Raw genomic sequence first — 25,966 nt, forward strand, 5'->3', positions numbered from 1 at the left:
GGATATTTGAGTGAAGAAGAAGGGCCGGCCCGGCCGGATGGTCGGGCCTTTCCGCATCAGGCGCGGGCGGCGCGCAGCGAATCCTCGAGGATGGTCAGGGCTTCGTCGAAGACCTCGTCCTGGATGGTCAGGGGGGCGAGGAAGCGGATGACATTGCCGTAGACGCCGCAGGTCAGCAGGATCAGGTTGCGCTTGAGCGCCTCTTCCCGGACGCGATTGGCGAAATCGGGATTGGGCTTTTCGCTGCCGGCAATGTTGAATTCGACCGCGTTCATGAAGCCGGGGCCGCGGATATCGGCAATTTCGGGCACATCCGAGGCGATGCCGGCAAGGCGCTGTTTCAGGCGCTGGCCCAGGCGGGTGGCGCGGGCGCAGAGATCCTCGTCCTCGATCACGTCGAGCACGGCATGGGCGGCGGCGACCGCCAGCGGGTTGCCGGCATAGGTGCCGCCCAAGCCACCCGGGGCGGGGCTGTCCATCACCTCGGCCCGGCCGGTGACGGCGCTGATCGGCAGGCCGCCGCCCAGCCCCTTGGCCATGGTGGTCAGATCGGCCGCGACGCCGTGATGCTCCATCGCGAAGAGCTTGCCGGTGCGGGCGAAGCCGGTCTGCACCTCATCGGCGATCAGCAGGATGGAATACTGGTCGCAGATTTCCCGCAGCCGCTGCATGAAGCCGGCCGGAGCCTCGTAAAAGCCGCCCTCGCCCTGCACCGGCTCGATGATGAGCGCGGCGACGCGGGCCGGGTCGATATCGGATTTGAACAGGCGATCCAGCGCCGCCAGCGCCTGATCCTGCGTGACGCCGTGCAGATCGTTCGGGAAGGGCAGGTGCCAGACATCGTTCATCATCGGCCCGAAGCCGGCCTTGTAGGGCTGGACCTTGCCGGTCAGCGACATGCCCATGAAGGTGCGGCCGTGGAACCCGCCCGAAAAGGCGACGATGCCCGGGCGGCCGGTATAGTGCCGCGCGATCTTGATCGCGTTTTCCACCGCCTCGGCGCCGGTGGTGTAGAAGGCGGTCTTTTTCGGCCCCTTGCCGGGGGTGGCGGCGTTCAGCCGTTCGGCCAGGGCGACATAGTTTTCATAAGGCACGACCTGATGGCAGGTATGGGTGAAGCGGTCCAGCTGATCCTTGACCGCCTGGATCACGCGGGGGTGGCGGTGGCCGGTATTGACCACCGCGATGCCGGCGGCAAAGTCGATATAGCGATTGCCTTCCTTGTCCCAGATCTCGGCATTCTCGGCCCGGTCGGCATAGATCTGCGTGGTCATACCGACGCCGCGCGAGATGGCGGCGTTCTTGCGATCGGTCATGCTGGTCATGTCAGCCCCCCTGATGGACGATTCGCGGCGATGCTATACGCCCGCCCCGGCGCCGAACAGGGCCGCTTGCGCTATCACCGCGCTTGCTTCACCCTGCGCCGGTCAGTCCAAGGCAGGCCCATGTTCCCGATCCGCGATCACAACCCCTCCGAGCGTACGCCCTATGTCAGGAACGCGCTGATCCTTGCCAATGTCGCGATGTTCCTGCTGACCATGCCCTGGGCCGGCGCCATGGGCGAGCTGTGGGGATGGCTGGCGCTGTATCCCGCCGCCATTTCGCAAGGCGCGTGGCTGTGGGGGCTGGTCACCCATATGTTCCTGCATGCCGGCATCATGCATATCGCCGGCAACATGCTGTTCCTGTGGGTGTTCGGCGACAATCTGGAGGATCAGATGGGCCATCTGGGCTTTCTGGTCTTTTACCTGGTCTGCGGGCTGGCGGCGGCGGGCGGGCAGATCCTGTCCGATCCGTTCAGCACGGTGCCCATGGTCGGCGCCTCGGGCGCGATCGCGGGGGTGATGGGGGGCTATCTGCTGCTGTTTCCGCGCGCCCGTGTCGATGTGATCGCGATCATCATTATCATCATCAAGCGCTTTACCATCCCGGCCTGGGTGCTGCTGATGGTCTGGTTCGGGATCCAGCTTGTCGCGCAGGCGGTGCAGGCGGATGACGGGGTTGCCTATATCGCGCATATCGCCGGCTTCATCGCCGGCATGGTGCTGGCCGTGCCGGTCCTTCTGCGCCTTGGCGGCGCCTCCTTCTGGAGCCGCACCCATGGCCGCCCGCCGCATCCGCCGGTCAATTACGCGGCGAGCCGCATCCCCCGGGTCCGCCGCTAAAGGCAGCCCCGGGTCATGTGGCGTTTGCCGGCGAAACCGGGCGCGCGGGTAACGGTGAAGCCGGCCTGCGCCAGCGCGCGTCGCACATGCCCCGCCGCCGTATAGGTCGCGAATGTGCCGCCCGGCGCGGTATGGCGGGCAACCTGTGCCATCAGGGCATCGTCCCACATTTCGGGATTCTTGGCGGGGGAGAAACCGTCCAGGAACCAGGCATCCGCGCGGCCCGGCCATGCCGGCAGGGCATCGCGGGCATCGCCCCCGATCACCTCGGCCGTCACCTGCCCGACGGTAAAGCCCCGCGCGGGCCAGCCTTCGCGCAGTTCCTGCGACAGCCCGGGCAGCTCCGGAAAGGCGGCATGTGCGCGGGCCAGTTCATCCGGGGACATCGGAAAGCCCTCGAAGCTGGTAAAGCGGATCGGCACTGTCGCCACCTGCGCCAGCGCCAGCAGGTTCAACCCGCTGCCGAAGCCCAGTTCCGCGACGTGAAACCCGGGGCGCAGCCGCGCGGGCAGGTCGTTGCCGGCCAGAAACACATGCCGCGTTTCCGCCAGCCCGCCATTCAGGCTGAAATAGGGATCGTCAAAGCGGCGCGAGACCGGGATCCCCCCCTCGCGCCAATCCAGATCGGCGCCGCTCTGGCCCTGCTGATCCATCCGCGTTAACTCCTTTTCCCGGGCAGATGCGGCAAGAGGCGGCGATATGGCAAGCGAAAAACGGGTGATCGCCGGGGCGGGCATCTTTGGCCTGTCCTGTGCCTGGGAATTGCTGCGCCGGGGCCAGCCGGTCGCGGTCCATGAGGTCGCGCATATCGGTGCCGGGGCCTCGGGCGGGCATGTGGGCGCGCTGGCCCCGCATGCGCCGGAAAACTGGAACGCCAAGAAACAGGTGCAGCTTGAGGCGCTGATCAAGGCCGCGGATTGGTGGGCCGAGGTGGCCCGGGCCGGCGGCACGGATCCGGGCTATGGGCGCACCGGCCGCATCCAGCCTGTCCCCATGGGGGCCGAGGCCCGCATGCGCGACCGCATCAAAGCCGGGCGTGTCAACTGGCCCGATTGGGCCGCGATCGAGATGACCGGGACGCCGGATGCGGCGCTGGTTCCCGCCTCGCCCTCGGGGCTGTGGCTGGTGGACCGGCTGACCGCGCGGATCAACCCGCGCCGCGCCTGCGCCGCGCTGGCCGCCGCGATCCGCGCCAAAGGGGGCGAGATCGTCGAGGGCAGCGCCCCCACCCCCGATACCCCCGCGATCTGGGCCACCGGGGTCGCGGGCCTTGCCCCCTTTGGCGGCAATGGCGTCAAGGGGCAGTCGGCACTGCTGGCCTTTGACGCGCCGCACCAGCCGCAGGTCTTTGCCGACGGGCTGCATATCGTGCCCCATGCGGACGGGACGCTGGCCATCGGCTCGACCTCGGAACGCGATGTGGCGGATTGCGGCACGGACAGCCAGCTTGATGCGCTGATCGACAAGGCCCGTGCGCTCTGCCCGGCGCTGGCCGATGCGCCGGTGATCGACCGCTGGGCAGGCCTTCGGCCCCGGGCGAAATCCCGCGCGCCCATGGTCGGGCCGTGGCCCGGACGGCCGGAGCATTACATCGCCAATGGCGGCTTCAAGATCGGGCTGGCCATGGCGCCCGCCTGCGCGGCCATGCTGGCCGACCTGATCCTTGACGGGCGGGACCGTATCCCGGCGGGTTTCCTGCCTCCGGTCACGGCAGGGGGCTGACCCCGATCACCAGCGGGTGCAGGTGGAACAGCACCGCCCAGACCAGCAGCGCCACCACGATATAACTCCAACGCAGCCGCAGCACGGCACCCCGGCGCAGCATCACCGCCAGCCCGAACAGCGCATAGACCAGCAGCAGGCCGAACAGGATGACATGGGCCAGATCCCCGTTCGCAACCAGATGCGCGCCCGCCCACAGCGCGAATCCCGCCATCAGCCCGGTCATGCCACCGACGGCCACCGCGACCGCCGCCACCGGCATGACGATATTGACCAGCCAGCGCATCCATTGCTGATGCGGCCAGATCTCGACAAAGGGCGCGCGCCCGGCTGCCAGGATCAGCCAGTACAGCAGCGCCAGCGACAGCACGCTGTAGCCCAGCACATAGCCGCGCTTGCCGAGGCTTGCGATCAGCGGGCCGCGAAACCGCGCCGGGATCACATGCGATCCCAGAAATGCCGCCAGCGCCAGGGAAAACTCCGCCCATTCCATGACCCGGACCCTAGCGCCGCGCCCGGCAGGCGGCAATCCGCGTTGACGCCGCAGCCCCCTGCGGCATGATGGCGCAAAGAAAGGATGCAGATGACCCGCCTTCAGACCGCTTTCGACGCCATCGACAAGGCCAATGCCGCCGACCCCAACCGGACCGACGGCCAGCCCGACGAACTGCTCTACGGCCAGCGCATGACGGCCGAGCAAGAGGCGCTTTACCCCGGTGCCGCCGAGCCCCTGCGCATCGCCTGCCGCGGCCAGCATATCGAGCGCTGGAAACTGCCGCGCAAGGATTTCCCCATGGACCGCCCCGGTTACCTGAAATGGCGCACGGAACAGGGTCGCCGCCATGCCGCCCGGGTGGCCGAAATCATGCGCGATGCCGGCTATCCGGACAGCGATATCGAACATGCCGAAAAGATGCTGACCAAACAGGGCATCAAGCGCGACGAGGACGTGCAGGCGCTGGAGGACGTGGCCTGCTTCACCTTCATCCGCTGGTATATGGGACCGTTTTCCCAGACCCGCGACGCGCAGGAAATGCAGCGCATCGTCGAGCGGACGGCGCGCAAGATGTCGGCCATGGCCCGCGCCCGCGCCTTGACCGAATTCACCATCCCCGAACCCTTCTCGGCATCCTTCCGTGACTAGCGCGCTGATCGTCGCCCATGGCCAGCCTGGCGATCCCGGCCCTCAGCAACAGGCGGTCGAGGCCCTTGCCGCCTCGGTCGCCGCCCATATGCCGCAGGCGCAGGTCAGGGGCGCGACGCTGGCCATGCCCGGCGCGCTGGATATCGCCCGGGACGACACGCTGATCTATCCGATGTTCATGGCCTCGGGCTGGTTCACGCGCAGCGAGCTGCCCCGCCGGCTTGCCCTTGCAGGCGCGGCAAACGCACGCATCCTGCCGCCCTTTGGGGCTGATCCCGGCCTGCCCGCGCTGTGCCATGCGCTGATCGCCAAGGCCGCCCACCAGCAAGGCTGGCCACTGGCCGAAACCCACCTGCTGATCGCCGCCCATGGCTCGGGCCGGTCCCGCGCCCCGGCCCAGGCCGCGCAGGCGATGGCCCAAAGCCTCGCCACGCATGTCGCCGCCGCAAGCTGCGGCTTCATCGAGGAAAGCCCCTATATCACGGAGGCCGCCCGAAACCTGCCCGCGCGCAGCATCTGCCTGCCGCTTTTCGCGACCCGCGCCGAACATGTCACCGACGACCTGCCCGCAGCACTGAAGAAGGCCGCCTTCCAGGGCATCACCCTGCCCCCGGTCGGTCTGGCCGCCACCGTCCCCGAAATGATCGCAAACAGCATCAAGGCCGCCCTTTCGGAACGGCCCTGACTTTCTTCTTCATCCAAATATCCATGCCGCCCGCGCCACAGGCAGTAAGGCCCGCCTACATCGCGGCCAGCTGCGCAAGGGCCGCCCTGATCCGGGCGATATCGTCCTCCAGCGCGGCCAGCTTGTCGCGGGTTTCCTCGATCACCTCGGCCCCGGCATTCTCGGCGAATTTCGGATTGCCCAGCCGCCCGCGCAGCCCGCCTGCATCCTTTTCCGCCTTGGCCACGGATTTCTCCAGCCGCGCGGTTTCGGCCTGAACGTCGATGATATCGCCGACCGGCAGGGCAAAACTCGCCCCCAAGGCCGCGACCGAGATCATGCCTTGCGCCATCGCACCATCCTTCGGTGCGTTCACCCGCGCCAGGCGCTCGATCAGGGGCGCGTTGCCGGCCAATGCGGCACGCGCGGCCTCGTCCGCCTCGGTCACGATCAGATCCAGACGCGCCCCCGCCGGCACACCGATCTGCGCCCGGGCCGAGCGGATATTCTCGATCAGCGAAATCACCCAGTTCATCTGCCGGTCGGCATCCGCGTCAATCAGCTCGGCCCCGTATTCGGGCCAGTCGCCATGGACCAGCATCCGGGCGCGATCCCCCGTCAGCGCCCAAAGCTCTTCGGTGACAAAGGGCATGATCGGATGCAGCAGGGTATAGCACTGATCCAGAACCCAGCCCATCGTGGCCAGCGTCTCATCCCGGTATTCGCCGTCGAACAGCGGCTTTGAGAATTCCACATACCAGTCGCAGACCTTGCCCCAGACGAACGCATAAAGCCCGGTCGCCGCATCGTTGAAACGATAGGTTTCCAGCGCCTCATCGGTGGCGATGCGGATGCGCGCGACCTCGCCGATGATCCAGCGATTCACCACATGCCGGGGCGCGGGCCGCACAACGCCGCCGCGCACGCCGTTCATTTCGGCAAAGCGGGTGGCGTTCCAGATCTTGGTGACAAAGTTCCGGTTCGCCTCGACATGTTTCGGGCCCAGCTTGGGATCGCGGCCCATCGCGGCCATGCTGGTCAGGGTAAAGCGCATGGCGTCGGCGCCATATTCGTCGATCAGCGTCAGAGGGTCGATGACATTGCCCTTGGACTTCGACATCTTCGCGCCCTTTTCGTCGCGCACGAGGCCATGGACATAGACCGTGTGAAAGGGGATGTCGCCCACGACCTCCAACTGCATCATCATCATCCGGGCGACCCAGAAGAAGATGATGTCAAAGCCGGTGACCAGCACATCGGTCGGGAAATACTTGCGCATTTCCTCGGTCGGCTCGGGCCAGCCCAGCGTGCCGATGGGCCAGAGACCGGATGAGAACCAGGTGTCGAGGACGTCGGGGTCGCGCCAGACCGGATAGACCAGTTTCGTCGGGTCCTGCGACAGGTTGTATTCCGCCAGCCCCTGCGAAAAGGCGTCAATGGCGGCGGCACGGTCGGCAACCTCGATCACGCGGCTGATTTCCAGCGGCTGCGGCAGGCCGGCGATGCTGTCGCGGAACTGCTCGACCACCTCCGGGAAATGGGCGGCGGCACGATGGATCTCGTCGCGATGGACCAGCCCTTCCTCCAGCAGCGCAAAGATTTCCACCTCGTCCAGCGCGCCGTCATGATCGTCATCGACCTGGCCCTCCAGCGACAGGTCCAGCCCGTACCAGACCGGGATCTGATGCCCCCACCAGAGCTGGCGGGAAATCGTCCAGGGCTCGATATTCTCCAGCCAGTTGAAATAGACCTTGCGATGCTGCTCGGGCAGGATCCGGGTGCGACCGTCGCGGACGGCCTCAAGCGCCGGGCCGACGATGCGCTGCGTATCGACGAACCACTGATCGGTCAGCATCGGCTCGATCACCACGCCCGAGCGGTCGCCAAAGGGCTGCATGATCGGTTTCGCATCGACCAGCGGCCGGCGTTCCAGATGCTCGGCGCCCGTCTCCTTGTCGATTTCCTTGTGCAGATAGGTGACCGCCAGCCCCTCGACATTGATCTGGTCGATCACCGCCTTGCGGGCCTCGAACCGGTCAAGGCCGCGCAGATCCTCGGGGACAAGGTTGACGTTCGAGACATCGCCGACATCCTCGCCGCGTGCCGCGCGGGTGGCGATGTCGGCGCTTTCGTCATAGGGCAACCCGTCGGCGCGCATCGCGCCCTTGGTATCCATCAGCGCATAAAGCGGGATGCCGTTGCGCATCGCCACCGCATAGTCGTTGAAATCATGCGCGCCGGTGATCTTGACCGCGCCCGAGCCGAAATCGGGATCGGGATAATCGTCGGTGATGATCGGGATCAGCCGGCGGTATTCCTTGGGACCGACCGGGATCTCGCACAGCTTGCCGACGATGGGGGCATAGCGCGCATCGTCGGGATGCACGGCCACCGCGCCATCGCCCAGCATGGTCTCGGGGCGCGTGGTGGCGATGCTGATATAGTCGCGCATCTCGCGCAGGGTGACGTTGCCGTCCGCGTCGCGTTCCACATATTCATAGGTCTCGCCGCCGGCCAGCGGGTATTTGAAATGCCACATATGGCCGGGGGTTTCGCGGTTCTCGACCTCGAGGTCGGAAATCGCGGTCTCGAAATGCGGGTCCCAGTTCACCAGCCGCTTGCCGCGATAGATGATGCCCTTGTTGTAGAGATCCACGAAAACGCGGATCACGGCGTCGTGGAAATTGCCTTCCTCGCCGGCGGGGGCACCGGGGGCGCCCGACATGGTGAAGGCATTGCGCGACCAGTCGCAGCTGGCGCCAAGGCGTTTCAGCTGGTTCATGATCGTGTCGCCGGATTCCTGCTTCCACGCCCAGACCTTTTCGACAAAGGCGTCGCGGCCGATCTCGCGGCGGCCCGGCTCCTGGCGCTCGGCCATCTGCCGCTCGACCACCATCTGCGTGGCGATGCCGGCATGGTCCTGACCGGGCTGCCACAATGTGTCGAAACCGCGCATCCGGTGCCAGCGGACAAGGATGTCCTGAAGCGTGTTGTTCAGCGCGTGGCCGATATGCAGGCTGCCGGTGACGTTGGGGGGCGGGATCATCACGGTAAAGGTCTCGCTACGCGAGGCATTGGCCCCGGCGGCAAAGGCATTCGTCCGTTCCCATTCACCCGCGATCCGCGCCTCGGCGGTTGTCGCGTCGAAGTTCTTTTCCATGGCCATCCCGATCACCCCTTGAATTGCCAAGGGGATAGCGAAACGCAGGGAAAAGGCCAAGCCCGGATGGAAGGGCGCGCGCGGGCCGCAGCGACAGGGACGGCAGAACCCGTGCCCGCCCCCCTGCTAGCAATCCGCCATGCCGTGGCTAATCATCCAGCTGGTGCCGAAGCGGTCGGTGCACATCCCGAACCCGCGGGCGAAGAAGGTCGGCCCCAGCGGCATGGTGACGCGCCCGCCCTCGGCCAGCGCATCGAACAGCGCGCGCGCCGCGGCCTCATCCTCGCGCGTGACCGAAATCGAGACCCCGGCCTGCGCCTGTCCGCCGAATTGCGGCGGCATGTCCGCGCCCATCAGCACGCCGTCGGGCGTGTCGATCTGGGCATGCATCAGCCAGTCGCGCTGCTCGGGCGGCAGGTCCGGCGCGCCGCTATCGGCGGGCGCCTCGGAAAACGGGCTGGTGACGGGCTCGGCCCCGAAGACCTTGCCATAAAAGGCAAAGGCCTCGGCGCATTGGCCCTGAAAGGAAAGATAGGGGATGAAGGGCATCTGCAACCTCGCGCGTCAGGCGGTTTCGTCCAGGACAGGCTCGAACCCGCCCCACATCATCCGCATGCCGTCAAAGGGCATCTCGCCCATATCCTGCATGTCGGGATCTTCCATCATCGACGCATAGGCCGCGTCGGCGGTTTCCCGGTCGGGCCACTCCACCCAGGAGAACAGGACGGCTTCATCCTCCCTGGCCTGGGTTGCCATGTAGAAATCCGTCACCTTGCCGCGCGGCACGTCCACGCCCCAGTTTTCCACCATGCGCAGCGCGCCCTTTTTGCGAAAGAACTGCCAGGATTTGCGGGCATGGTCGATGAAGGCCTGCTTGTTGGCGGTCGGCACAGCCAGCAGGAAGCCGGAATAATAGGTCATCTCTTTTCCCTTGCGATGTCGGGCGCGAAAAGCGCGGTGAGTCGGAGGCTGACACTTGAAGTAGTAAAAAACAACTATTAATATTGAAACATGACTGACGCTGGCAAAAATCCGCGATTGCGCTATGACGAGGCCTGTCTGGGGGCGCATGCGCTGAACCTGATCGGCGACCGCTGGGCGCTGCTGGTGGTGCGCGAACTGATGTTCGCGCCCAAGCGGTTCCAGATGATTCGCGCCGGCATGCCCGGCATCACCGCCAGCGTGCTGAGCCAGCGGCTGGCGCAACTGGTCGGCGCGGGCGTGGTCAGCCATGACGAGGTGCTGGGGATCTATGCGCTGACCGGCGCCGGCCGGGCGCTGCATCCGGTCCTGCGCGAGCTGTGCCGCTGGGCGCTGACGATGCCGGGGCACGATCCGACGCGCTTCATCAGCGTCTCGGGGCTGATGATCTCGATCTCGGCGACGGTGGATCGGCGGCGGGCGGCGGGGTCACCGCTGCGCGCCGGCCTCGTCTCGGGGCAGGAGGGGTTCGAGGTGGCGCTGGCCGATGACGGCGCGCCCGTCGTTCGCGCGGCGCGCAAGCCCGGGGGCGATTTCCTGCTGGAGGGCAGCGGCAATGCGCTGGCCTATGCGATCTATGGACCCGGCCCGGCCGCCATGGCCGCCTCGGGCCAGATCGCACTGCGTGGCGACAGGGCCGCCGCGCAGGATTTCGCGTCGCTGTTCAGCCTGCAGGCTCAGACCAGGGACAAAAGCGATTCGCCCGACGAGACGGAACAGCTGCCCGGCGATTCCTCGACCTGAACCTCGGCGACCTCGCCATCCTCGACCAGCATGGCATAGCGTTTCGAGCGGCCGTTGATCCAGCCATCGCCCTGGATATCCATGCCCAGCGCCCGGGTATAGCTGCCATCGGCATCGGCCAGCACCTCGACCCCGGCCGCGCCGGCGCCGGTGTCGCGCGACCAGGCGCCGGCGACAAAGGGATCATTGACCGTGATGCAGACGATGCGCGACACGCCCTTGTCGCGCAGCTTGCCGGCATTCTTCACGAAGCTGGGCATATGCGCATTGGTGCAGGTCGGCGTATAGGCGCCCGGCACGGCAAAGATCACCACCCGGCCCGTGGCCAGTTCGGCGGCATCGAACGGCTCGGGGCCATCGGCGCCGGGCTTGAGCAGGCCGCCTGCGGGCAGTTTATCGCCTTTGGAAATGGACATCTGCGTTCCTCCGTGAATTGCATCGATCCGATGCCGACTATAGGCTCTGCGCAGCAGGCAAACCAGCGAGGGCGAATAATGAACATCGTGATCCTTGGCGCAGGTCAGGCAGCGGCCTCACTGGCGGCGAAACTGCGCGCATCGGGACATGAGGCGGCGATCACGCTGATCGGCGAAGAGCCCGAGCCGCCCTATCAGCGCCCGCCCTTGTCCAAGGCCTATCTCATGGGCGAGATGGGGCTGGACCGGCTGACCCTGCGCGGCGCGGACTGGTGGGACGAGAACCGCATCACCCTGCGCTTGGGCGAACGCGCGACCGCCATCGACCGCGACCGGAAGACGGTGGCGACCGACAAGGGCGAATACCCCTATGACGCGCTGGCCCTGACGCTGGGCGCGAGCCCGCGCCGCCTGCCGGCGGCGATCGGCGGCGCCCTGCCCGGCGTCCATGTGGTGCGCAATCTGGCCGATATCGCCGGGCTGAAACCCGTGCTGACGCCGGGCCGCCGGCTGGTGGTGATCGGCGGCGGCTATATCGGGCTCGAGGCGGCCGCCGTGGCCCGCAAACTGGGCCTTGAGGTCACGCTGGTCGAGGCCGCGCCGCGCATCCTGGGCCGCGTCGCCGCGCCCGAGACCGCCGATCTGATCCGCGCCCTGCACCGCGCGCATGGCGTCGAGATCGCCGAGGGCACCGGCATTGCCCGCATCACCGGCGATGGCGCCGCCGATGGCGTGGAACTGGCCGATGGCCGCCTCCTGCCCGCCGATCTGGTGATCTGCGGCATCGGCATCGCGCCGGAAACCGCCCTGGCCGAGGCCGCCGGGCTGGCGATCGAGAACGGCATTGCCGCGGACGGCAGGGGCCGGACCTCGGATCCCGCGATCTGGGCGGCGGGGGATTGCGCCAGCTTTCCCTGCCCGGACGGGCGGATGCGGCTGGAAAGCGTCGGCAATGCCATCGACATGGCCGAGGCGGTCGCCGCCAACATGCTGGGCGCGGAGCGGGATTATGCGCCAAAGCCGTGGTTCTGGTCGGATCAGTTCGACGCGAAGTTGCAGATCGCCGGGTTGAATACCGGCTATGACCGCGTGGTGATGCGGCCGGGCGCGGCCGAACATGCCGGCTCGGTCTGGTATTACCGCGCCGGGCGGCTGGTCGCGGTCGATGCGCTGAACGAACCCCGCGCCTATATGATCGGCAAGCGCCTGATCGAGGCCGGCAAATCGCCCGCGCCCGAGGCCGTGGCCGAGGCCGCCGACCTCAAGACGCTGATGTGATGCGCATTATCGGCGGCAGCCTGCGCGGGCTGAAGCTGGCCGATGTCGGCGCGGGCGATGCACAGGCGCATCTGCGCCCGACCACCGACCGGGTCCGCGAATCGATCTTTAACCTGCTGGTCAACGGCAATCACGGCAATCCGATCCCAGGCGCGCGGGTGCTGGACCTGTTCGCCGGCACCGGCGCGTTGGGCCTTGAGGCGCTGTCGCGCGGCGCCGCGCGGGTGGCCTTCGTCGATGACGGCGTGGCGGCGCGGGCGCTTTTGCGCGCCAATATCGAACGGGCGCGCGCCATGGGCGCGACCGATGTCTGGCGCCGCGACGCCACCCGGCTGGGCGAGAATCGCGGCGCGCCCTACGGTCTGGTCTTTCTCGATCCGCCCTATGGCATGGGGCTGGGCGAAAGGGCGCTGGAATCGGCACTGGCGGGCGGCTGGATCGCCCCCGGCGGCATGGTCGTCCACGAGGAGTCCGCGCCCGCCGCCCCGGTCGCCGGGCTGACCCCGATCGACCAGCGCAGATATGGCGACAGCGTGGTCACGCTGTTGCGCCGGGAACACAGCTAGGTGGCGCGATCCAGCTTGGTGGACAGGTGGATCAAGCTTTCGCTGGATTTCACCCCGGACAAACCGCCGATCCGGTCAAGCACATCGTCCAGCTGACTGGTCGATATGGCGGCCAGTTGCAGCAAAAGATCGACGCGGCCGCTGGTCGTGTGGATGCGCTCGACCTCGGGCAGGCTGCGCAGCCGGGTCAGGATCGCCGCCTGCGCGCGCGGCTCGATGCTCAGCAGGCAGGTCGCGCGGATCCGGTTCTCGCGCGCGGTGTCGCCCAGCCGCAGGGTATAACCCGCTATGGCGCCTGACGTTTCCAGCCGCTCGAGCCGCGCCTGCACGGTCGAGCGCGCGACCCTGAGCCGCCGCGCCAGCACCGCGACCGACATGCGGGCATCCTGTCCCAGATGGGCAAGAATGCCCCGATCAAGCTCGTCCATGCCGCCACCCGTCATATTGCCGAAATTTTCGTCAGATTAACCACCCCGGCGAATGATTCCACCCTTTTCATTGCAGCAACCGGAACCCATAGGGCGCAGACTTGTTTCACCCGACACGCCAACAGGAAGGACATGCCGATGGGACTGACCGAGGGCCGCGGCCCCAAGACCGTCTGGGCCAACCCGACCGAGATCATCCGCCGCCTCACCCCGGAAAACCCGGTCATGGCGTTTGCGCCCGCCGTCCTGCGCGCGAATGCGCAACGCTTTCTGCAGGGCTTTCCCGGTCTGGTGACCTATGCCGTCAAGTCCAATCCCGACGAGGCGGTGATCCGCACCCTGACCGCCGCCGGGATCAGCGGCTTCGACGTCGCCTCGCCCTATGAGATCGACCTGATCGGCCGGCTGGCCCCGAATGCCGCGCGCCATTACCACAACCCGGTGCGCTCAAGGGCCGAGATCGCCCATGCCGCCGAGGCGGGCATCACCTCGTGGTCGGTGGACAGCCAGTCCGAGCTGGAAAAGCTGCTCGGGCGCGTGCCCGCCGGGTCTGAAATCTCGCCCCGGTTCAAGCTGCCGGTGCTGGGCGCGGCCTATGATTTCGGCTCCAAATTCGGCGCCACGCCGGAACTGGCGGCGGAGTTGCTGCGCGCCGTGGCCGATCGCGGCTATATCCCCTCGCTCACCTTCCATCCGGGCACGCAATGCGTCGATCCGGCCGCCTGGGAAAGCTATATCCTCGCCGCGGCCGAGATCTGCGACATGGCCGGCGTCACCGCGCGGCGGCTGAATGTCGGCGGCGGTTTCCCGTCGCATCGCGTGACCGGGGTCGAGCCGGATCTGGCCGCGATCTTCGAACTGATCGGCCGCGTCACCGCCCGGGTCTTTGGGGAAAAGGCGCCGGAACTGGTCTGCGAGCCCGGCCGCGGCCTTTGCGCCGATGCGTTTTCGCTGATCACCCGCGTGAAGGCGGTACGCGACGGCGGCAATATCTTCCTGAATGACGGGGTCTATGGCGGGCTGTTCGAGCTGCCGATGATCGGCAATCTCGACCGGCTTCAGGTCGTCACCCCGCAGGGCGTGACCCGCGACAGCGCCCCCGTCTCGCGCACCATCTTCGGCCCGACCTGCGATTCCGTGGACCGGCTGCCGGGCGAACTGTCCCTGTCCGGCGATATCGAAGAGGGCGATTACGTCATCTTTCACGGCTCCGGCGCCTATTCCACCGTCACCAACACCCGTTTCAACGGATTTGGCCAGATGGCACACCTGACCGTGAACGCACTTGATTAGCGATTCATAGACCCTTGATTTTTGCGTGCTAGCGTAAGGCCATGGAATCGCCTGCGCCGCCAAGAACCCAGGTCGTCCTGCTGGACGGAACCTTCGCCTCGCTGACCGAGGGGCGAAGGTCTTCGATCGCGCGCATCCACGCGCTGCTGACCGGCGAATACGGCGCCCTGCCCGCCCCCGTTCAGCTGTCCTATGAGCCGGGCCAGCAATGGGAGGCATGGCGCACCCTGCCGGAACTGGCCATGGGCGTCGGGCTGGAGCGCGCGATATGCGAGGCTTATGGCTGGCTGGCCCATAAATGGCGCCCCGGCAATCCGCTGTTCCTGTTCGGCTATTCGCGCGGCGCCTTTGGCGCGCGCTCGCTTGCCGGGATGATCGGCCATGTCGGGCTGCTGAAGGCGCCTCATGCCAGCAAGGCCAATATCCGCAAGGCCTGGAGCCTGTACAAGGCCGGCGGTTACGGTCAGGCGCAGCGGCTGGACCCGGCCATCTGTCACGACCGGGTGCCCATCCGCATGATCGGCGTCTTTGATACGGTCATGGCGCTTGGCCTGCGGCTGCCGCTCTTGTGGCTGCTGACCGAGCCGCGTTTCCGCTTTCATGACGGCCAGCTGGGCCGCACGGTCGAACATGGCGTGCAGGCGCTGGCGCTGGACGAAACCCGCGCCGCCTTTCAGCCGATCCTCTGGGACAGCGAAAACGCCCCGGGCCGGGTCGAACAGATGTGGTTTCGCGGCTGCCACCCCGATGTGGGCGGGCAGCTGGCCGGGCTGGAATATGCGCGCCCGCTGGCCAATATCCCGCTGGTCTGGATGCTGTCGCGGGCGGAAAGCTTTGGCCTGCCGCTGCCCGATGGCTGGCGCGAACATTTCCCCTGCGATGCCACGGCGCCCTCGATCGGATCGTGGCGCAACTGGGGCAAGGCGTTTCTGGCGCGCGCGCCGCGCCTTGCCGGCGCCGACCCGTCCGAGATGCTGCACCAGACCGTTCCCCGGCCCTATACCGGCCCCGCCCTGCTGACCGGCAGCCTGGCCGCGGCGGGGCCCGAGCGGCCGCGGCGCAATCTGCGCCCTGCCTCGCGCCGGGACGCGGATGCGGAGCCGACCGGGAACAGATCGCCGGCGGGGAGCGCGCGCCCTGCCCCGGCCGATTTCCCGGCCCAGCCGGAATCCTGAGGATTTGCCGTGACGGGCCGGGCTTGCGCGCATGGCCCCCGGGTCACATCAGGGCAGGCGGACTTTCAGACCAGCCGGGCGGGAGTTGGCCTTTTGCCTCTGGCTGCTGATCAGGCGACGTCGGAAAGATCGCCATTCGGGTGAATGCCAAGCGCCGCGCAGACCTTCAGCACCAGTTCGGGCTTGTTCAGCGTATAGAAATGCAGCCGGTCCACTCCGCCCGCGACCAGCTGCTCGCACAGCCTGACGCAGACCTCCAGCGCCAGCGCGGCCTCGCCTTCCCTGCCGGCGCCGGCAAAGGCCTCTTCGGCCCATTGCGGGACGCTGGTGCCGCAGCGCTCGGCAAAGCGGCGCGCGCCGGCCCAGCTCTGGATCGGCAGGATGCCCGGCAGGATCGGCGCATCGATCCCCGCCGCCGCGCAGGCATCGCGAAAGCGGAAAAACGTGTCGGCATCGAAAAAGAACTGCGTGATCGCGCTGCTGGCCCCGGCATCCACCTTGCGCTTGAGCCAGGCGACATCGGCCGCACTATCGGCGCTGTCGGGATGCGGCTCGGGATAGGTGCCGCAGCGGATGGTCATGTCGCCGCGCTCGGCAATCGCCGCGATCAGCTCGACCGAGCTGGCGAAGCCGTCGGCATGCGGGGTAAAGCGCTCATGCCCCTGAGGGGCATCGCCGCGCAGCGCGACGATCTCGTGCACGCCGGCGGCGGCGTAATCGGCCACGATCTGCAGGGTCTGCTCGCGCGTGGCGTCGACGCAGGTCAGATGCGCGGCGACGTTCAGCCCGTAATGGCTGGCCAGCGCCGTCACCGCCTCATGCGTCAGCTGCCGCGTGGTGCCGCCCGCGCCATAGGTGACCGAGACGAAATCCGGCGCCAGCGGCGCCAGCGCCCGCGCGGTATCCCACAGCCGAAAGGACTGGTCCAGATTCCGGGGCGGAAAGAACTCGAAACTGACGGCGGGCTGGGACATGGCGGGATCCTTTCTCGCGGGGCTTGTGACATGCCCCGCGACGTGAGACAAATTCATAATCTTCAAGATCGTGATGAGTTTCAGTCAAGATGCATCTCGAACTCCGACATTTGCGCAGCCTGCGCGCCATCCATGACCAGGGCGGGCTGGCCCGCGCGGCCGAGGTGCTGAACCTGACCCAATCGGCCCTGTCGCATCAGATCAAGGCGCTGGAGGAACAGGCCGGGGTCGAGCTGTTCCTGCGCAAGACCAAGCCCCTGCGCCTGTCGGCCGCCGGCATGCGCCTGCTGCGCACCGCCCAGCAGATCCTGCCGCTGGTCGAGGCCGCCGAGGCCGAGTTCCGCGCCGTCGAGATCGGCCGCGCCGGCCGGCTGCATGTCGCGATGGAATGCCATCACTGCTTCGACTGGCTGCTGCCGGTGCTGGACCAGTTCCGCCGCGCCTGGCCCGAGGTCGATCTGGACATCCGCTCGAGCCTGGCGCTGAAGGCGCTGCCGGCGCTGCAGCGGGGACAGGTGGATATGGTGATCTCCTCGGACCCGGACCAGATGGACGGGATCACCTATCAGCCGCTCTTCGATTACGCACCGATGCTGGTGGTGGCCGCCACCCATCCGCTGGCGGCCAAAGGCCATGCCGAGCCGGCCGATCTGGCGGCCGAGACGCTGATCACCTATCCCATGGACCGCGCGCGGCTGGATGTGTTCTCGCAATTCCTGGACCCGGCGGGGATCGAGCCCGCCCATGTCCGGCAGGTCGAGCAGACCGCCATCGCGCTGATGCTGATCGCCTCGGGGCGGGGGGTGGCGGTGATGCCGGACTGGGTCCTGCGGCCGCAGGCCGGCAATCCGGAACTGGCGCTGCTGCCCTTGGGCCGCAAGGGCATGCTGCGCCGCCTTTACGCCGCGCTGCGCTCGGAGGATCTGCAACAGCCCTTCATGTCGCATGTCCTGCGTCTGGCGCGGACCGAGCCGGTGCGGATGATGCGCGGCGCAAATTCGGCCTGAATCGCGTGGCTCCGCGACGTCACAAGCGCCGCAGGGGCCGGGCGCGGCCGTTGACATCAAGAGTTAAAGCCCGAAATAGGGGCCATGAATAAAACGGAAAGCCAATGACGGATCCGATCCAGAAGAACGCGCTGACTGCCTCGATCGCCGATGGTGTGCTTCGTCTCAAGGGCGATTTCACCGTCTGGACGCTGCACGATCTGCCGGCCGGCGCGGATGAGACATCTGGAATCGACCTTTCGGAAGTCTACCATCTGGACACGGCCGGCGCCTGGTATCTGCTGGGTCGCGAAAGCGCCGGCGCCCGGATCGAGGGGCTGAGCGGCGGCCAGGCGGGTTTCGTCGACATGGTGCGCAACGCGCGCCCCGAACCCGACCCGGAAGCGCCGGCCCTGAAAAGCTGGCGGGCGCTTCTGGAACGCACCGGGCGGCGCGTCGTCGAGGCACTGGGCTATGCGCGGGAACTGGCCGAGTATCAGGGCCGGTTCCTGGCCGCCGTGGGCCGCGCGATCCGCCACCCGCGCGATTTCCGCTTTACCTCGCTGGTCTATCATTGCCAGGAAACCGGGATGCGCGCGGTGCCGATCGTGGCGCTGATGTCGTTTCTGATCGGCGTCGTGCTGGCGTTTCAGGGCTCGATGCAGTTGCAACGCTTCGGCGCCGAGATCTTTGTCATCGACCTGATCGCCGTGTCCGTCCTTCGCGAACTGGGCATCCTGCTGACCGCGATCATCGTGGCCGGGCGCACGGCCTCGGCGCTGACCGCCTCGATCGGCTCGATGAAGATGAACGAAGAGGTGGACGCCATGCGCACCCTGGGCCTGGACCCGGACATGGTGCTGATCCTGCCGCGCGTTCTGGCGCTGATCATCACGCTGCCGATCCTGGGGCTGATCTCGAACCTGTTCGGGCTGTTCGGCGGCGCGCTGATGTCCTGGATCGAGCTGGGCATCTCGCCCTCGATGTTCAAATACCGGCTGCTGGCCGATATCAGCGTCGATCATGTCATCGTCGGGCTGAGCAAGGCGCCGGTTTTCGCCATGATCATCGGCGTGATCGGCTGCCATGCCGGAATGAAGGTCGGCAAGGACGCGGAATCGCTGGGCGCGCAGACCTCGACCGCCGTGGTCGCGGCGATCTTCGCGGTGATCGTCGCGGATGCCTTGTTCTCGATCTTTTTCGCGGAGATCGGACTATGACGGAAAATGTCATCGAAGTGCGCGGGCTGCGCAATCAGTTCGGCCGCCATGTCGTCCATGACCAGCTGGATCTGGATATCCGCAGGGGCGAGATTCTGGGCGTGGTCGGCGGCTCTGGCACCGGCAAATCGGTGCTTCTGCGCACCATCGTCGGGCTGAACCGGCCCGCCGCCGGCACCGTGCGCGTCTTTGGCCAGGATCTGAAGACGCTCTCGGGCTTTGCGCGCGAGGCGATCGAGCGTCGCTGGGGCGTCATGTTCCAGAACGGCGCGCTGTTTTCGTCGCTGAGCGTGCGCGAGAATGTCGAGGTGCCGCTGCAGGCCATTCCCGGCCTGTCGCCCGAATCGCGCAAGGCGCTGGCCGAGCTCAAGGTCTCGATGGCGGGCCTGCCCTGGCTCGCGAACGAGAAATACCCCTCGGACCTGTCCGGCGGGATGAAGAAACGGGCCGGGCTTGCCAGAGCATTGGCGCTGGACCCGGAAATCGTCTTTCTGGACGAGCCGACCGCCGGGCTCGACCCGATCGGCGCGGATGCGTTCGACCATCTGATCGTCGAGTTGCGCGACGCGCTGAACCTGTCCGTTTTCATGGTCACCCATGATCTGGACACCCTTCACGCCTGCTGTGACAGGATCGCCGTGCTCGCCGAAAAGCGGGTGCTGACGACCGGAACCATGGCGGATATGCTCAAGGTAGATCACCCTTGGGTCCACGAATATTTCCACGGGCCGCGCGCCCGTGCCGCGACGACCACGGAACGCGGAAAGGAGTAGCACATGGAAACCAAGGCCAATTATGTCCTGATCGGGGCCTTTACCATCGCCGGCTTTCTGGGTCTGCTTTTGTTCCTGATGTGGTTCGCCAAGCTCGAGGTGGATCAGCAGTTCGACTATTACGACATCTATTTCCCCGAAGTGTCGGGCCTGGGCGTGTCGTCGAATGTCAGCTATGCCGGCCTGACGGTCGGCAAGGTCGTGGACATGCAGCTGTCCGAGGACACCAACGCCGCCGTCCGCGTCCGCATCGAGGTCGAGCAGGGCACGCCGGTGCGTACGGATTCCAGCGCCTCGCTGGAACTGCAGGGGGTGACCGGGATCGCCAATGTCGCGATCACCTCGGGCAGCCCCGAGGCGCCGCTGCTCAGCGTGGCAAGCGAGGAGCCGGTCCCGGCAATCACCGCCAGCCGCTCGGCGCTGCAGACGCTCAGCGATCAGGGACCCGAAATGATCGAGCGGCTGAACACCGTTGCCGGCCAGCTGAACGAATTGCTGGGCGAGGGAAACCAGACCCGGGTGCGCAATATCCTGGACAATGTCGAGCGTTCCAGCGGCAATATCGACAAGGCGCTGGCCGATGTCAGCAAGGCCACCGACGCCATCGGCGTCGCCGCCGAAGGCATCGCGGCATTCGGCGCCAAGCTGGACGGGCTGAGCGCGGCGGCGGAAACCACGCTGTCCAATGCCGATGTCGCGCTGGCCAAGTTCACCGAAACCGCAGGCAATGCCGACACGACCCTGGCCTCGGCCTCGGCGGCGCTGGACGAGGCGCGCGGCTATTTTGCCGGCGATCTCAAGACGCTGACACAAAGCCTGGAAGAGACCTCTGACAGCGTGCGGGCCGATGTGAACCGCCTGACCACCCGCGCCGACACGACGATGACCGGCCTCGACGAGACGCTGGATATCGGCAAGCGCACGCTGGCCGCCGCCGAGCGCACCTTCGAGGGTGCGGACAAGGTCATCAACAGCAATATCGAGCCGGTGGTCGCCGATCTGCGGGTGACGCTGGGCAAGGCGAACGAGGCCATCGAGCGCGTGATCAGCGACCTGCCCGAGATCACCGACCGGCTTCGCAATGCCGCCGACAGCGCCGACAGCGCCTTTACCAGCCTGCGCGTGATGCTGGACAGCGCGCGCAGTCCGGTGCAGGCTTTCGCGCGCGAGGGACTGCCGCAATTCACCCGCCTTGCCGCCGATCTGAGGAACGTGTCGCAAAACGTCAACGAGCTGATCTCGGCGCTGCGGCGCAACCCGTCGCAAATCCTGTCGGGGCAGAAGACCCCCGAATTCCGTCGCTAAGGAGACCAAGATGCGCCTGATAGCAGCCTTCGTCCTGACCATGACCCTGCCGGGTTGCGCCGCCCTGAGCGCGCTGCAAGGCGAGCCCGAACGCGACGTGTTCGAGTTGCGGCCGCCAATCACCCAGCCGCTGAAATGCGGCCGCGGCCGGCTGGCCGAACTGGTGATCGAACCGCCCAAGGCCCGCGGCACGCTGGATACCGACCGGATCATGATCCGTCCCAACGATCTGCAGACCCAGTATCTGCCCGATGCGCGTTGGGGCGACACCGTGCCGACCACCTTGCAGACGCTGCTGGTGCGCAGTTTCAGCGTCTATGACGTCTTTACCCATGTCGGCCGCGCGCCGCTGGGGGCGGCGGGCGACTATGCGATCATCAGCGAGGTCAACGATTTCAACGCCGAGGTCGCGGAGGATGGCGGCGCCACCGTCAAGCTGTCGGTCGATGCGCAGATGGTGCGGGAAATGAACGCCTCGGTGGTGTCGCGCGGCCGTTTCGAGGCCACCGCCAGCGCCGCCTCGACCCGGACCGCGGACCTGATTCCGGCCTTTGACGCGGCCGGCCAGGATCTGGTCACGCAGATGACCAGCTGGGGTCTCGGTGCGATGGGCGTGACTGCGACGCGCTGCCGCTAGACCGGCGCGACCACCCGGCGGGTTTCCCGGGCGCCATGGCCTTGCATGCCGACCGGCGCCCGGCGGAGCACGCTTCGCGAATACAAAGCTTCGCGCGGGAAACCCGGGTCGGGGGTTCCCACGAGGTAACCTTTGTGATCCGTCATATTTTGAGGTGGATCACGGGCAAACCGCTATCTCTGGGCCTTCGGCGTCGGATCGTCGCCTGTGTCGCATCCGGACATTTCCGCGGCGCTGCTGCGGCCGGATTCGGCGTCTCACCGAGCTTCGTGGCCGGGTTGATGCGCCGCTATCGGGACACCGGGTCGCCAGGGCTGACGCCGTTTAGGAACTTTCACGTTTGAAGAGATCGTCAACGGTGATGTCTGTTCTTGCCTGATGGCTTTTGCCCAGACCTGTTCAATCCTGCTGCGATCGGGACTGTAGGACGGGAGATATTCCAGGGCATATCCAGTCGCTGGGATATATTGGCGCAGAATATCGCCGATGCGGTCGAGGTCCAGAAGGTCCAGCGCCAGGAACCTGACGGGCACAGGCGTCACCCCTGCGCAACGCCATGGCCCGGCACCGGCCGGACCAGCGACAAGTCTTGGTCCTCCCCGCAACCCGAGCCCGGACCAAGCGCGTGACCGGCGCCAGAGCGATCATGACGACAAGGCCGCAAAGCCGGCTGATCGGTCCGAAGGCGGCGACCGGAATAAGGGGGGCAATCCGGGATGCCCCCCAAACCAAAGCTGCGCCCGGCGGGTCGCGGCCGCCCGATCAGGACCCGATCGACAGGCCGATCTTGCCGAAATGCCCGCCCGAGGCCTGGAACTCGAAGGCGGCGCGGATATCCTGCAACGGGAACTGGCGGTCGATCAGCGGCCGGATGCGGGTGGCCTCCAGCGCGGCGACGAAATCCTGCTGGTGGCGGCGGCTGCCGACGATCAGCCCCTGCAGGCGCTGCTGCTGCGCCATCAGCTGCGCGGTCGGGATCTCGCCGCCCAGGCCGGTCAGCACGCCGATCAGCGCGATATGGCCGTTGTCGCGCGCGGCGGTGATGGATTGCGCCAGCGTCGCCGCGCCGCCCACCTCGATCACGTGATCGGCGCCACGACCCTCGGTCAGGCGGCGGATCTCGGCGCCCCATTCGGGGATCTTGCGATAGTTGACCACCGCATCGGCGCCCATCTCGCGCACACGCTCGAGCTTTTCGTCCGAGGACGAGGTCGCCACCACCCGCGCGCCCATCGCCTTGGCCAGTTGCAGCGCATAGATCGAGACGCCGCCGGTGCCCAGAACGGCAACCCAGTCGCCCGCCTTCAGCCCGCCATTCACCACCAGCGCGCGCCAGGCGGTCACGCCGGCGGTAGTGATGGTGGCGGCCTCGGCATGGGACCAGCCCCTGGGCGCGCGCGTCACCCAATAGGCGGGCACGGTGACATATTCGCGCGCATAGCCATCGACTCCGTCGCCCGGCGTCGTCTGGAAACTGCTCGGCCCGTCAGCCCCGTCGATCCAGCCCGGAAAGAAATGCGACACGACATTGTCGCCCGGGGCGAATTCGGTCACCCCCTCGCCCACGGCATCGATCACGCCGGCACCGTCCGCCATCGGAATCCGCGGGGATTTCACGAATCCGGGGGTGCTGACCACCAGATAATCGTGAAAGTTCAGGGAACTGGCATAAAGACGGATGCGAACCTCGCCCGGGCCGGGATCGGAGGCGTCGGCCACATCCTCGAATTTCAGCGCATCAAGGCCGCCCTGGGCCTGCAAGGTAATCTGTTTCATCGCGATATCCTTCGATCAGGGTTTCAAGAGATCGGTCGCCTTCGCCGCAGTCCTGCCAAGGGTCCATACAATGAAAGCGTCCCACCGCCGGATGACAAGGGGCGGGCCGCGTGACGTCCGGTCCCGCCCCGGCAAAAAGACAGACGTATGTCAAAAATGATTGACGTCTGTCTTTTTTAGGCCGAACCTTGTCCGGGGGAGGACGAATCCGCGATGCGAAATCCGACGCTGCATGATGTGGCCCGGGCCGCCGGCGTCAGCTATTCCACCGCCGACCGCGTGCTGAACGAACGCGGAGGGGTGGCGGAAAAGTCGGTGCTGCGCGTCCGCCACGCCATCGAAAAGCTGGGCTATCGGCGTGACATCCACGCGGCGAACCTGTCGCGCCGGCGCAGCTATGCCTTTCGCTTCTATCTGCCGCATGGCGATCACAGCTTTTTCTCGATCCTGCGCCAGACCGTCGAACAGCAGGCCCGGCAGAGGCTGGCCGACCGGATCGCGATCGCGATCCACGAGGTGCCCGCGCTGGATGCCGAGGCACTGGCCGACCAGTTGCTGCTGATCGGCCGGCAGGATTGCGATTGCGTGGCCTTTGTCGGTGCCGATTCGGCGCGGCTGACGCAGGCGGTGTCGCGGCTGGCCGGGATGGGGATTCCCGCGATCTCGCTGATTTCGGACGCGGCGGGGGATGCGCGCGCGCAATATGTCGGGATCGACAACCGGGTCGCGGGTCGCACCGCCGGGCGGCTGATCCGGCTGGCCCACAGCCGGCGCTCCGGGCGCATATTGCCGATCCTCGGCAAGCTGGGCGTGCGCGATCACCGCGACCGGCTGGACGGCGCGCGCGAGGTGCTGGCCGAGACGCCCGCCCTGCAGGTTCTGGCGCCGCTGGAAATCCTCGACCGGCCCGAGCGGATGCGCGACAGCCTGACCGCCGCGCTGCATGCCGATCCCGGCGTCACCGGCATCTATTCCATCGGCGCCGGCAACCGCGCGCTGATCGACATTCTGGGCAGGCTCGCCGCGCCGCGCCCTTTTGCCGTCCTGCACGAATTGACGCCGCAGACCCGCCCGGCGCTGGAATCAGGCCTGATCGACGCGATCATCGACCAGAAACCGGCCGAGGAAATCCGCAGCGCCATCGACGCGATGAAGGCCATCGCCGACCGGCAGACGCCGCCGGCGACGGATATCACCCCGACCATCTATCTCAAGGACAACCTGCCCGGCCCTGCCGGCAACGGAGGACCCGCATGAGCGGATATTTCAGTTCGATCGCGCCCCTGCGCTTTGACCCCGACAGCGACGGCCCGGCCTTCCGGCACTACGATCCCGACGAGATCCTGCTGGGCAAGCGGATGGAGGATCACCTGCGCTTTGCCGTCGCCTATTGGCACAGCTTCGGCTGGGAGGGCGGCGACCCCTTTGGCGGGCGCACCTTCGACCGGCCCTGGTTCCCGGCCGACACGATGGAGCTGGCCGAGGCCCGCGCCGAGGCCGCCTTTGACCTGTTCCGCATCCTTGGCGTGCCCTTCTTCTGCTTTCACGACCATGACGTGCGCCCCGAAGGCGCCAGCCTCTCGGAAAGCCGCGATCGGCTGAACCGCATCGCCGACATATTCGAGGCCAGGATGGCCGAGGGCGGTCCCGGCCTGCTCTGGGGAACCGCGAATCTGTTCAGCAACCGGCGCTACATGGCCGGCGCGGCCACCAATCCCGACCCGGATGTCTTTGCCTATGCCGCCGCCACGGTGCGCGACTGCATGGATGTGACGCATCGGCTGGGGGGCCAGAATTACGTTCTCTGGGGCGGGCGCGAAGGCTATGAGACGCTGCTGAACACCGATCTGGAACAGGAGCTCGACCATATGGGCCGCTTCCTGTCGCTGGTCGTCGATTACAAGCACAAGATCGGCTTCAAGGGTGCTATCCTCGTGGAACCCAAACCGCAGGAGCCGACCAAGCACCAATACGATTACGACGTCGCCACCGTCTATGCGCTGCTGCAGCGCCACGGGCTGGAAAACGAGGTCAAGCTGAACATCGAACAGGGCCATGCCATCCTGGCCGGGCACAGTTTCGAGCACGAGCTGGCGCTGGCGCGGACCCTTGGCGTGCTGGGTTCGATCGACATGAACCGCAACGATTACCAGTCGGGCTGGGATACCGACCAGTTCCCGAACAGCGTCCCCGAAACCGCGCTGGCCTATTACGAGATCCTCCGGGCCGGCGGCTTCACCACCGGCGGCACGAATTTCGACGCCAAGCTGCGCCGCCAGTCGCTCGACCCCGAGGATCTGGTCATGGCCCATGCCGGCGCGATGGATGTCTGCGCGCGCGGCCTGAAGGCGGCGGCAAGGATGCTGCAGGACGACCTGCTCGAATCCGCCCGGCGCGACCGCTATGCCGGATGGCAAAGCCCGGCGGCGCAGGCAATGCTGGGCAAGGGCGCGACGCTGGACGGCATTGCCGATGCGGCGACCGCGTCGGGGCTTGATCCGCAGCCGGTCTCGGGCCGGCAGGAAAGGCTGGAAAATCTGGTCAACCGTTACGTCTGAA

The 25,966-nt window shown here is 66.9% G+C and carries 26 protein-coding genes; 16 read left to right on the plus strand and 10 right to left on the minus strand.

What is annotated here, in order from left to right:
• Window positions 1-56: 56 nt before the first annotated feature.
• On the minus strand, window positions 57-1,325 hold the full coding sequence (locus tag IT41_RS04930) for a 4-aminobutyrate--2-oxoglutarate transaminase (RefSeq protein ID WP_036739158.1): 1,269 nt from the start codon (window positions 1,323-1,325) through the stop codon (window positions 57-59).
• 120 nt (window positions 1,326-1,445) lie between these two features.
• Between IT41_RS04930 and IT41_RS04935 the strand changes: the two genes are divergently transcribed.
• Window positions 1,446-2,165 (plus strand): rhomboid family intramembrane serine protease, encoded by a 720-nt coding sequence (locus tag IT41_RS04935; RefSeq protein ID WP_036739159.1) that lies wholly within the window; start codon window positions 1,446-1,448, stop codon window positions 2,163-2,165.
• On the opposite strand, the gene mnmC2 is transcribed toward IT41_RS04935, so the two are convergent.
• Window positions 2,162-2,818, minus strand: a complete 657-nt coding sequence (gene mnmC2 / locus IT41_RS04940) for a tRNA (5-methylaminomethyl-2-thiouridine)(34)-methyltransferase MnmC2 (protein WP_036739160.1) — start codon at window positions 2,816-2,818, stop codon at window positions 2,162-2,164. The genes IT41_RS04935 and mnmC2 overlap by 4 nt on opposite strands.
• Window positions 2,819-2,864: 46 nt before the next feature.
• Here mnmC2 and IT41_RS04945 point away from each other — a divergent pair, with 46 nt between their 5' ends.
• Window positions 2,865-3,887, plus strand: a complete 1,023-nt coding sequence (locus IT41_RS04945) for an NAD(P)/FAD-dependent oxidoreductase (RefSeq protein ID WP_036739161.1) — start codon at window positions 2,865-2,867, stop codon at window positions 3,885-3,887.
• Here IT41_RS04945 and IT41_RS04950 read toward each other — a convergent pair.
• Entirely contained in the window at window positions 3,871-4,380 is a 510-nt protein-coding gene (locus tag IT41_RS04950; RefSeq protein WP_036739162.1) for an NnrU family protein, read from the minus strand. The genes IT41_RS04945 and IT41_RS04950 overlap by 17 nt on opposite strands.
• Window positions 4,381-4,470: 90 nt before the next feature.
• Here IT41_RS04950 and IT41_RS04955 point away from each other — a divergent pair, with 90 nt between their 5' ends.
• Window positions 4,471-5,031, plus strand: a complete 561-nt coding sequence (locus IT41_RS04955) for a DUF4202 domain-containing protein (protein WP_036739339.1) — start codon at window positions 4,471-4,473, stop codon at window positions 5,029-5,031.
• Entirely contained in the window at window positions 5,024-5,716 is a 693-nt protein-coding gene (locus IT41_RS04960; RefSeq protein ID WP_036739163.1) for a sirohydrochlorin chelatase, read from the plus strand. The genes IT41_RS04955 and IT41_RS04960 overlap by 8 nt, the downstream gene beginning before the upstream one ends.
• Window positions 5,717-5,771: 55 nt before the next feature.
• Here the strand turns inward: IT41_RS04960 and IT41_RS04965 are convergent, their stop codons facing one another.
• The 3 genes from IT41_RS04965 to IT41_RS04975 all read right to left on the minus strand — a co-directional run bounded on the left by IT41_RS04965 (window position 5,772) and on the right by IT41_RS04975 (window position 9,776).
• Window positions 5,772-8,861, minus strand: a complete 3,090-nt coding sequence (locus tag IT41_RS04965) for a valine--tRNA ligase (RefSeq protein ID WP_036739164.1) — start codon at window positions 8,859-8,861, stop codon at window positions 5,772-5,774.
• 120 nt (window positions 8,862-8,981) lie between these two features.
• A complete protein-coding gene (locus IT41_RS04970) occupies window positions 8,982-9,404 on the minus strand; it encodes a VOC family protein (RefSeq protein ID WP_036739165.1) in 423 nt (140 codons plus the stop codon).
• Between the two features lie 15 nt (window positions 9,405-9,419).
• Complete coding sequence (locus IT41_RS04975) at window positions 9,420-9,776, minus strand: DUF1428 domain-containing protein (protein WP_036739166.1); 357 nt, start codon at window positions 9,774-9,776, stop codon at window positions 9,420-9,422.
• A 90-nt stretch (window positions 9,777-9,866) separates the two neighbouring features.
• Here IT41_RS04975 and IT41_RS04980 point away from each other — a divergent pair, with 90 nt between their 5' ends.
• A complete protein-coding gene (locus IT41_RS04980) occupies window positions 9,867-10,580 on the plus strand; it encodes a winged helix-turn-helix transcriptional regulator (RefSeq protein ID WP_036739167.1) in 714 nt (237 codons plus the stop codon).
• Here the strand turns inward: IT41_RS04980 and IT41_RS04985 are convergent.
• Window positions 10,514-10,996 (minus strand): peroxiredoxin, encoded by a 483-nt coding sequence (locus IT41_RS04985; RefSeq protein ID WP_036739168.1) that lies wholly within the window; start codon window positions 10,994-10,996, stop codon window positions 10,514-10,516. The genes IT41_RS04980 and IT41_RS04985 overlap by 67 nt on opposite strands.
• 75 nt (window positions 10,997-11,071) lie before the next feature.
• Here IT41_RS04985 and IT41_RS04990 point away from each other — a divergent pair, with 75 nt between their 5' ends.
• Both IT41_RS04990 and rsmD read left to right on the plus strand, forming a co-directional pair.
• Window positions 11,072-12,274, plus strand: coding sequence for an NAD(P)/FAD-dependent oxidoreductase (locus tag IT41_RS04990; RefSeq protein WP_036739340.1), 1,203 nt, complete (start codon window positions 11,072-11,074; stop codon window positions 12,272-12,274).
• Complete coding sequence (gene rsmD / locus IT41_RS04995) at window positions 12,274-12,840, plus strand: 16S rRNA (guanine(966)-N(2))-methyltransferase RsmD (protein WP_036739169.1); 567 nt, start codon at window positions 12,274-12,276, stop codon at window positions 12,838-12,840. Before IT41_RS04990 ends, rsmD begins: the two co-directional genes overlap by 1 nt.
• Here the strand turns inward: rsmD and IT41_RS05000 are convergent.
• The gene (locus IT41_RS05000; RefSeq protein WP_036739170.1) at window positions 12,837-13,268 is read right to left on the minus strand and encodes an Lrp/AsnC family transcriptional regulator; all 432 of its coding nucleotides are present in this window, start codon (window positions 13,266-13,268) and stop codon (window positions 12,837-12,839) included. The two genes, rsmD and IT41_RS05000, sit on opposite strands and share 4 nt — an antisense overlap.
• Before the next feature lie 138 nt (window positions 13,269-13,406).
• Here IT41_RS05000 and IT41_RS05005 point away from each other — a divergent pair, with 138 nt between their 5' ends.
• Both IT41_RS05005 and IT41_RS05010 read left to right on the plus strand, forming a co-directional pair.
• Entirely contained in the window at window positions 13,407-14,561 is a 1,155-nt protein-coding gene (locus IT41_RS05005) for a type III PLP-dependent enzyme (protein ID WP_036739171.1), read from the plus strand.
• 41 nt (window positions 14,562-14,602) lie between these two features.
• Window positions 14,603-15,736, plus strand: coding sequence for a DUF2235 domain-containing protein (locus IT41_RS05010; RefSeq protein WP_052081278.1), 1,134 nt, complete (start codon window positions 14,603-14,605; stop codon window positions 15,734-15,736).
• 110 nt (window positions 15,737-15,846) lie between these two features.
• Here IT41_RS05010 and metF read toward each other — a convergent pair whose 3' ends face one another.
• A complete protein-coding gene (gene metF, locus IT41_RS05015; protein ID WP_036739172.1) occupies window positions 15,847-16,710 on the minus strand; it encodes a methylenetetrahydrofolate reductase [NAD(P)H] in 864 nt (287 codons plus the stop codon).
• Between the two features lie 89 nt (window positions 16,711-16,799).
• Between metF and IT41_RS05020 the strand changes: the two genes are divergently transcribed.
• From IT41_RS05020 to IT41_RS05040, 5 genes are all read left to right on the plus strand, one after another.
• The gene (locus IT41_RS05020) at window positions 16,800-17,717 is read left to right on the plus strand and encodes a LysR family transcriptional regulator (RefSeq protein WP_036739173.1); all 918 of its coding nucleotides are present in this window, start codon (window positions 16,800-16,802) and stop codon (window positions 17,715-17,717) included.
• Window positions 17,718-17,821: 104 nt separating this feature from the next.
• Complete coding sequence (locus IT41_RS05025; protein ID WP_036739174.1) at window positions 17,822-18,916, plus strand: MlaE family ABC transporter permease; 1,095 nt, start codon at window positions 17,822-17,824, stop codon at window positions 18,914-18,916.
• Window positions 18,913-19,689 (plus strand): ABC transporter ATP-binding protein, encoded by a 777-nt coding sequence (locus IT41_RS05030; RefSeq protein ID WP_036739175.1) that lies wholly within the window; start codon window positions 18,913-18,915, stop codon window positions 19,687-19,689. Before IT41_RS05025 ends, IT41_RS05030 begins: the two co-directional genes overlap by 4 nt.
• Window positions 19,690-19,692: 3 nt before the next feature.
• Entirely contained in the window at window positions 19,693-20,994 is a 1,302-nt protein-coding gene (locus IT41_RS05035) for an MlaD family protein (protein WP_036739177.1), read from the plus strand.
• A gap of 10 nt (window positions 20,995-21,004) precedes the next feature.
• Window positions 21,005-21,631 carry an ABC-type transport auxiliary lipoprotein family protein gene (locus IT41_RS05040; protein WP_036739179.1) on the plus strand — a complete coding sequence of 209 codons (627 nt, stop codon included), beginning with the start codon at window positions 21,005-21,007 and terminating at the stop codon, window positions 21,629-21,631.
• 762 nt (window positions 21,632-22,393) lie between these two features.
• Here IT41_RS05040 and IT41_RS05045 read toward each other — a convergent pair.
• Window positions 22,394-23,407 (minus strand): zinc-dependent alcohol dehydrogenase family protein, encoded by a 1,014-nt coding sequence (locus IT41_RS05045; RefSeq protein ID WP_036739180.1) that lies wholly within the window; start codon window positions 23,405-23,407, stop codon window positions 22,394-22,396.
• Window positions 23,408-23,620: 213 nt separating this feature from the next.
• Here IT41_RS05045 and IT41_RS05050 point away from each other — a divergent pair, with 213 nt between their 5' ends.
• Both IT41_RS05050 and xylA read left to right on the plus strand, forming a co-directional pair.
• Entirely contained in the window at window positions 23,621-24,664 is a 1,044-nt protein-coding gene (locus tag IT41_RS05050; protein WP_036739181.1) for a LacI family DNA-binding transcriptional regulator, read from the plus strand.
• Entirely contained in the window at window positions 24,661-25,965 is a 1,305-nt protein-coding gene (gene xylA / locus IT41_RS05055) for a xylose isomerase (RefSeq protein ID WP_036739182.1), read from the plus strand. Before IT41_RS05050 ends, xylA begins: the two co-directional genes overlap by 4 nt.
• Window position 25,966 lies beyond the last annotated feature (1 nt).

Source organism: Paracoccus halophilus (assembly GCF_000763905.1).
GTDB classification, from domain to species: Bacteria; Pseudomonadota; Alphaproteobacteria; order Rhodobacterales; family Rhodobacteraceae; genus Paracoccus; species Paracoccus halophilus.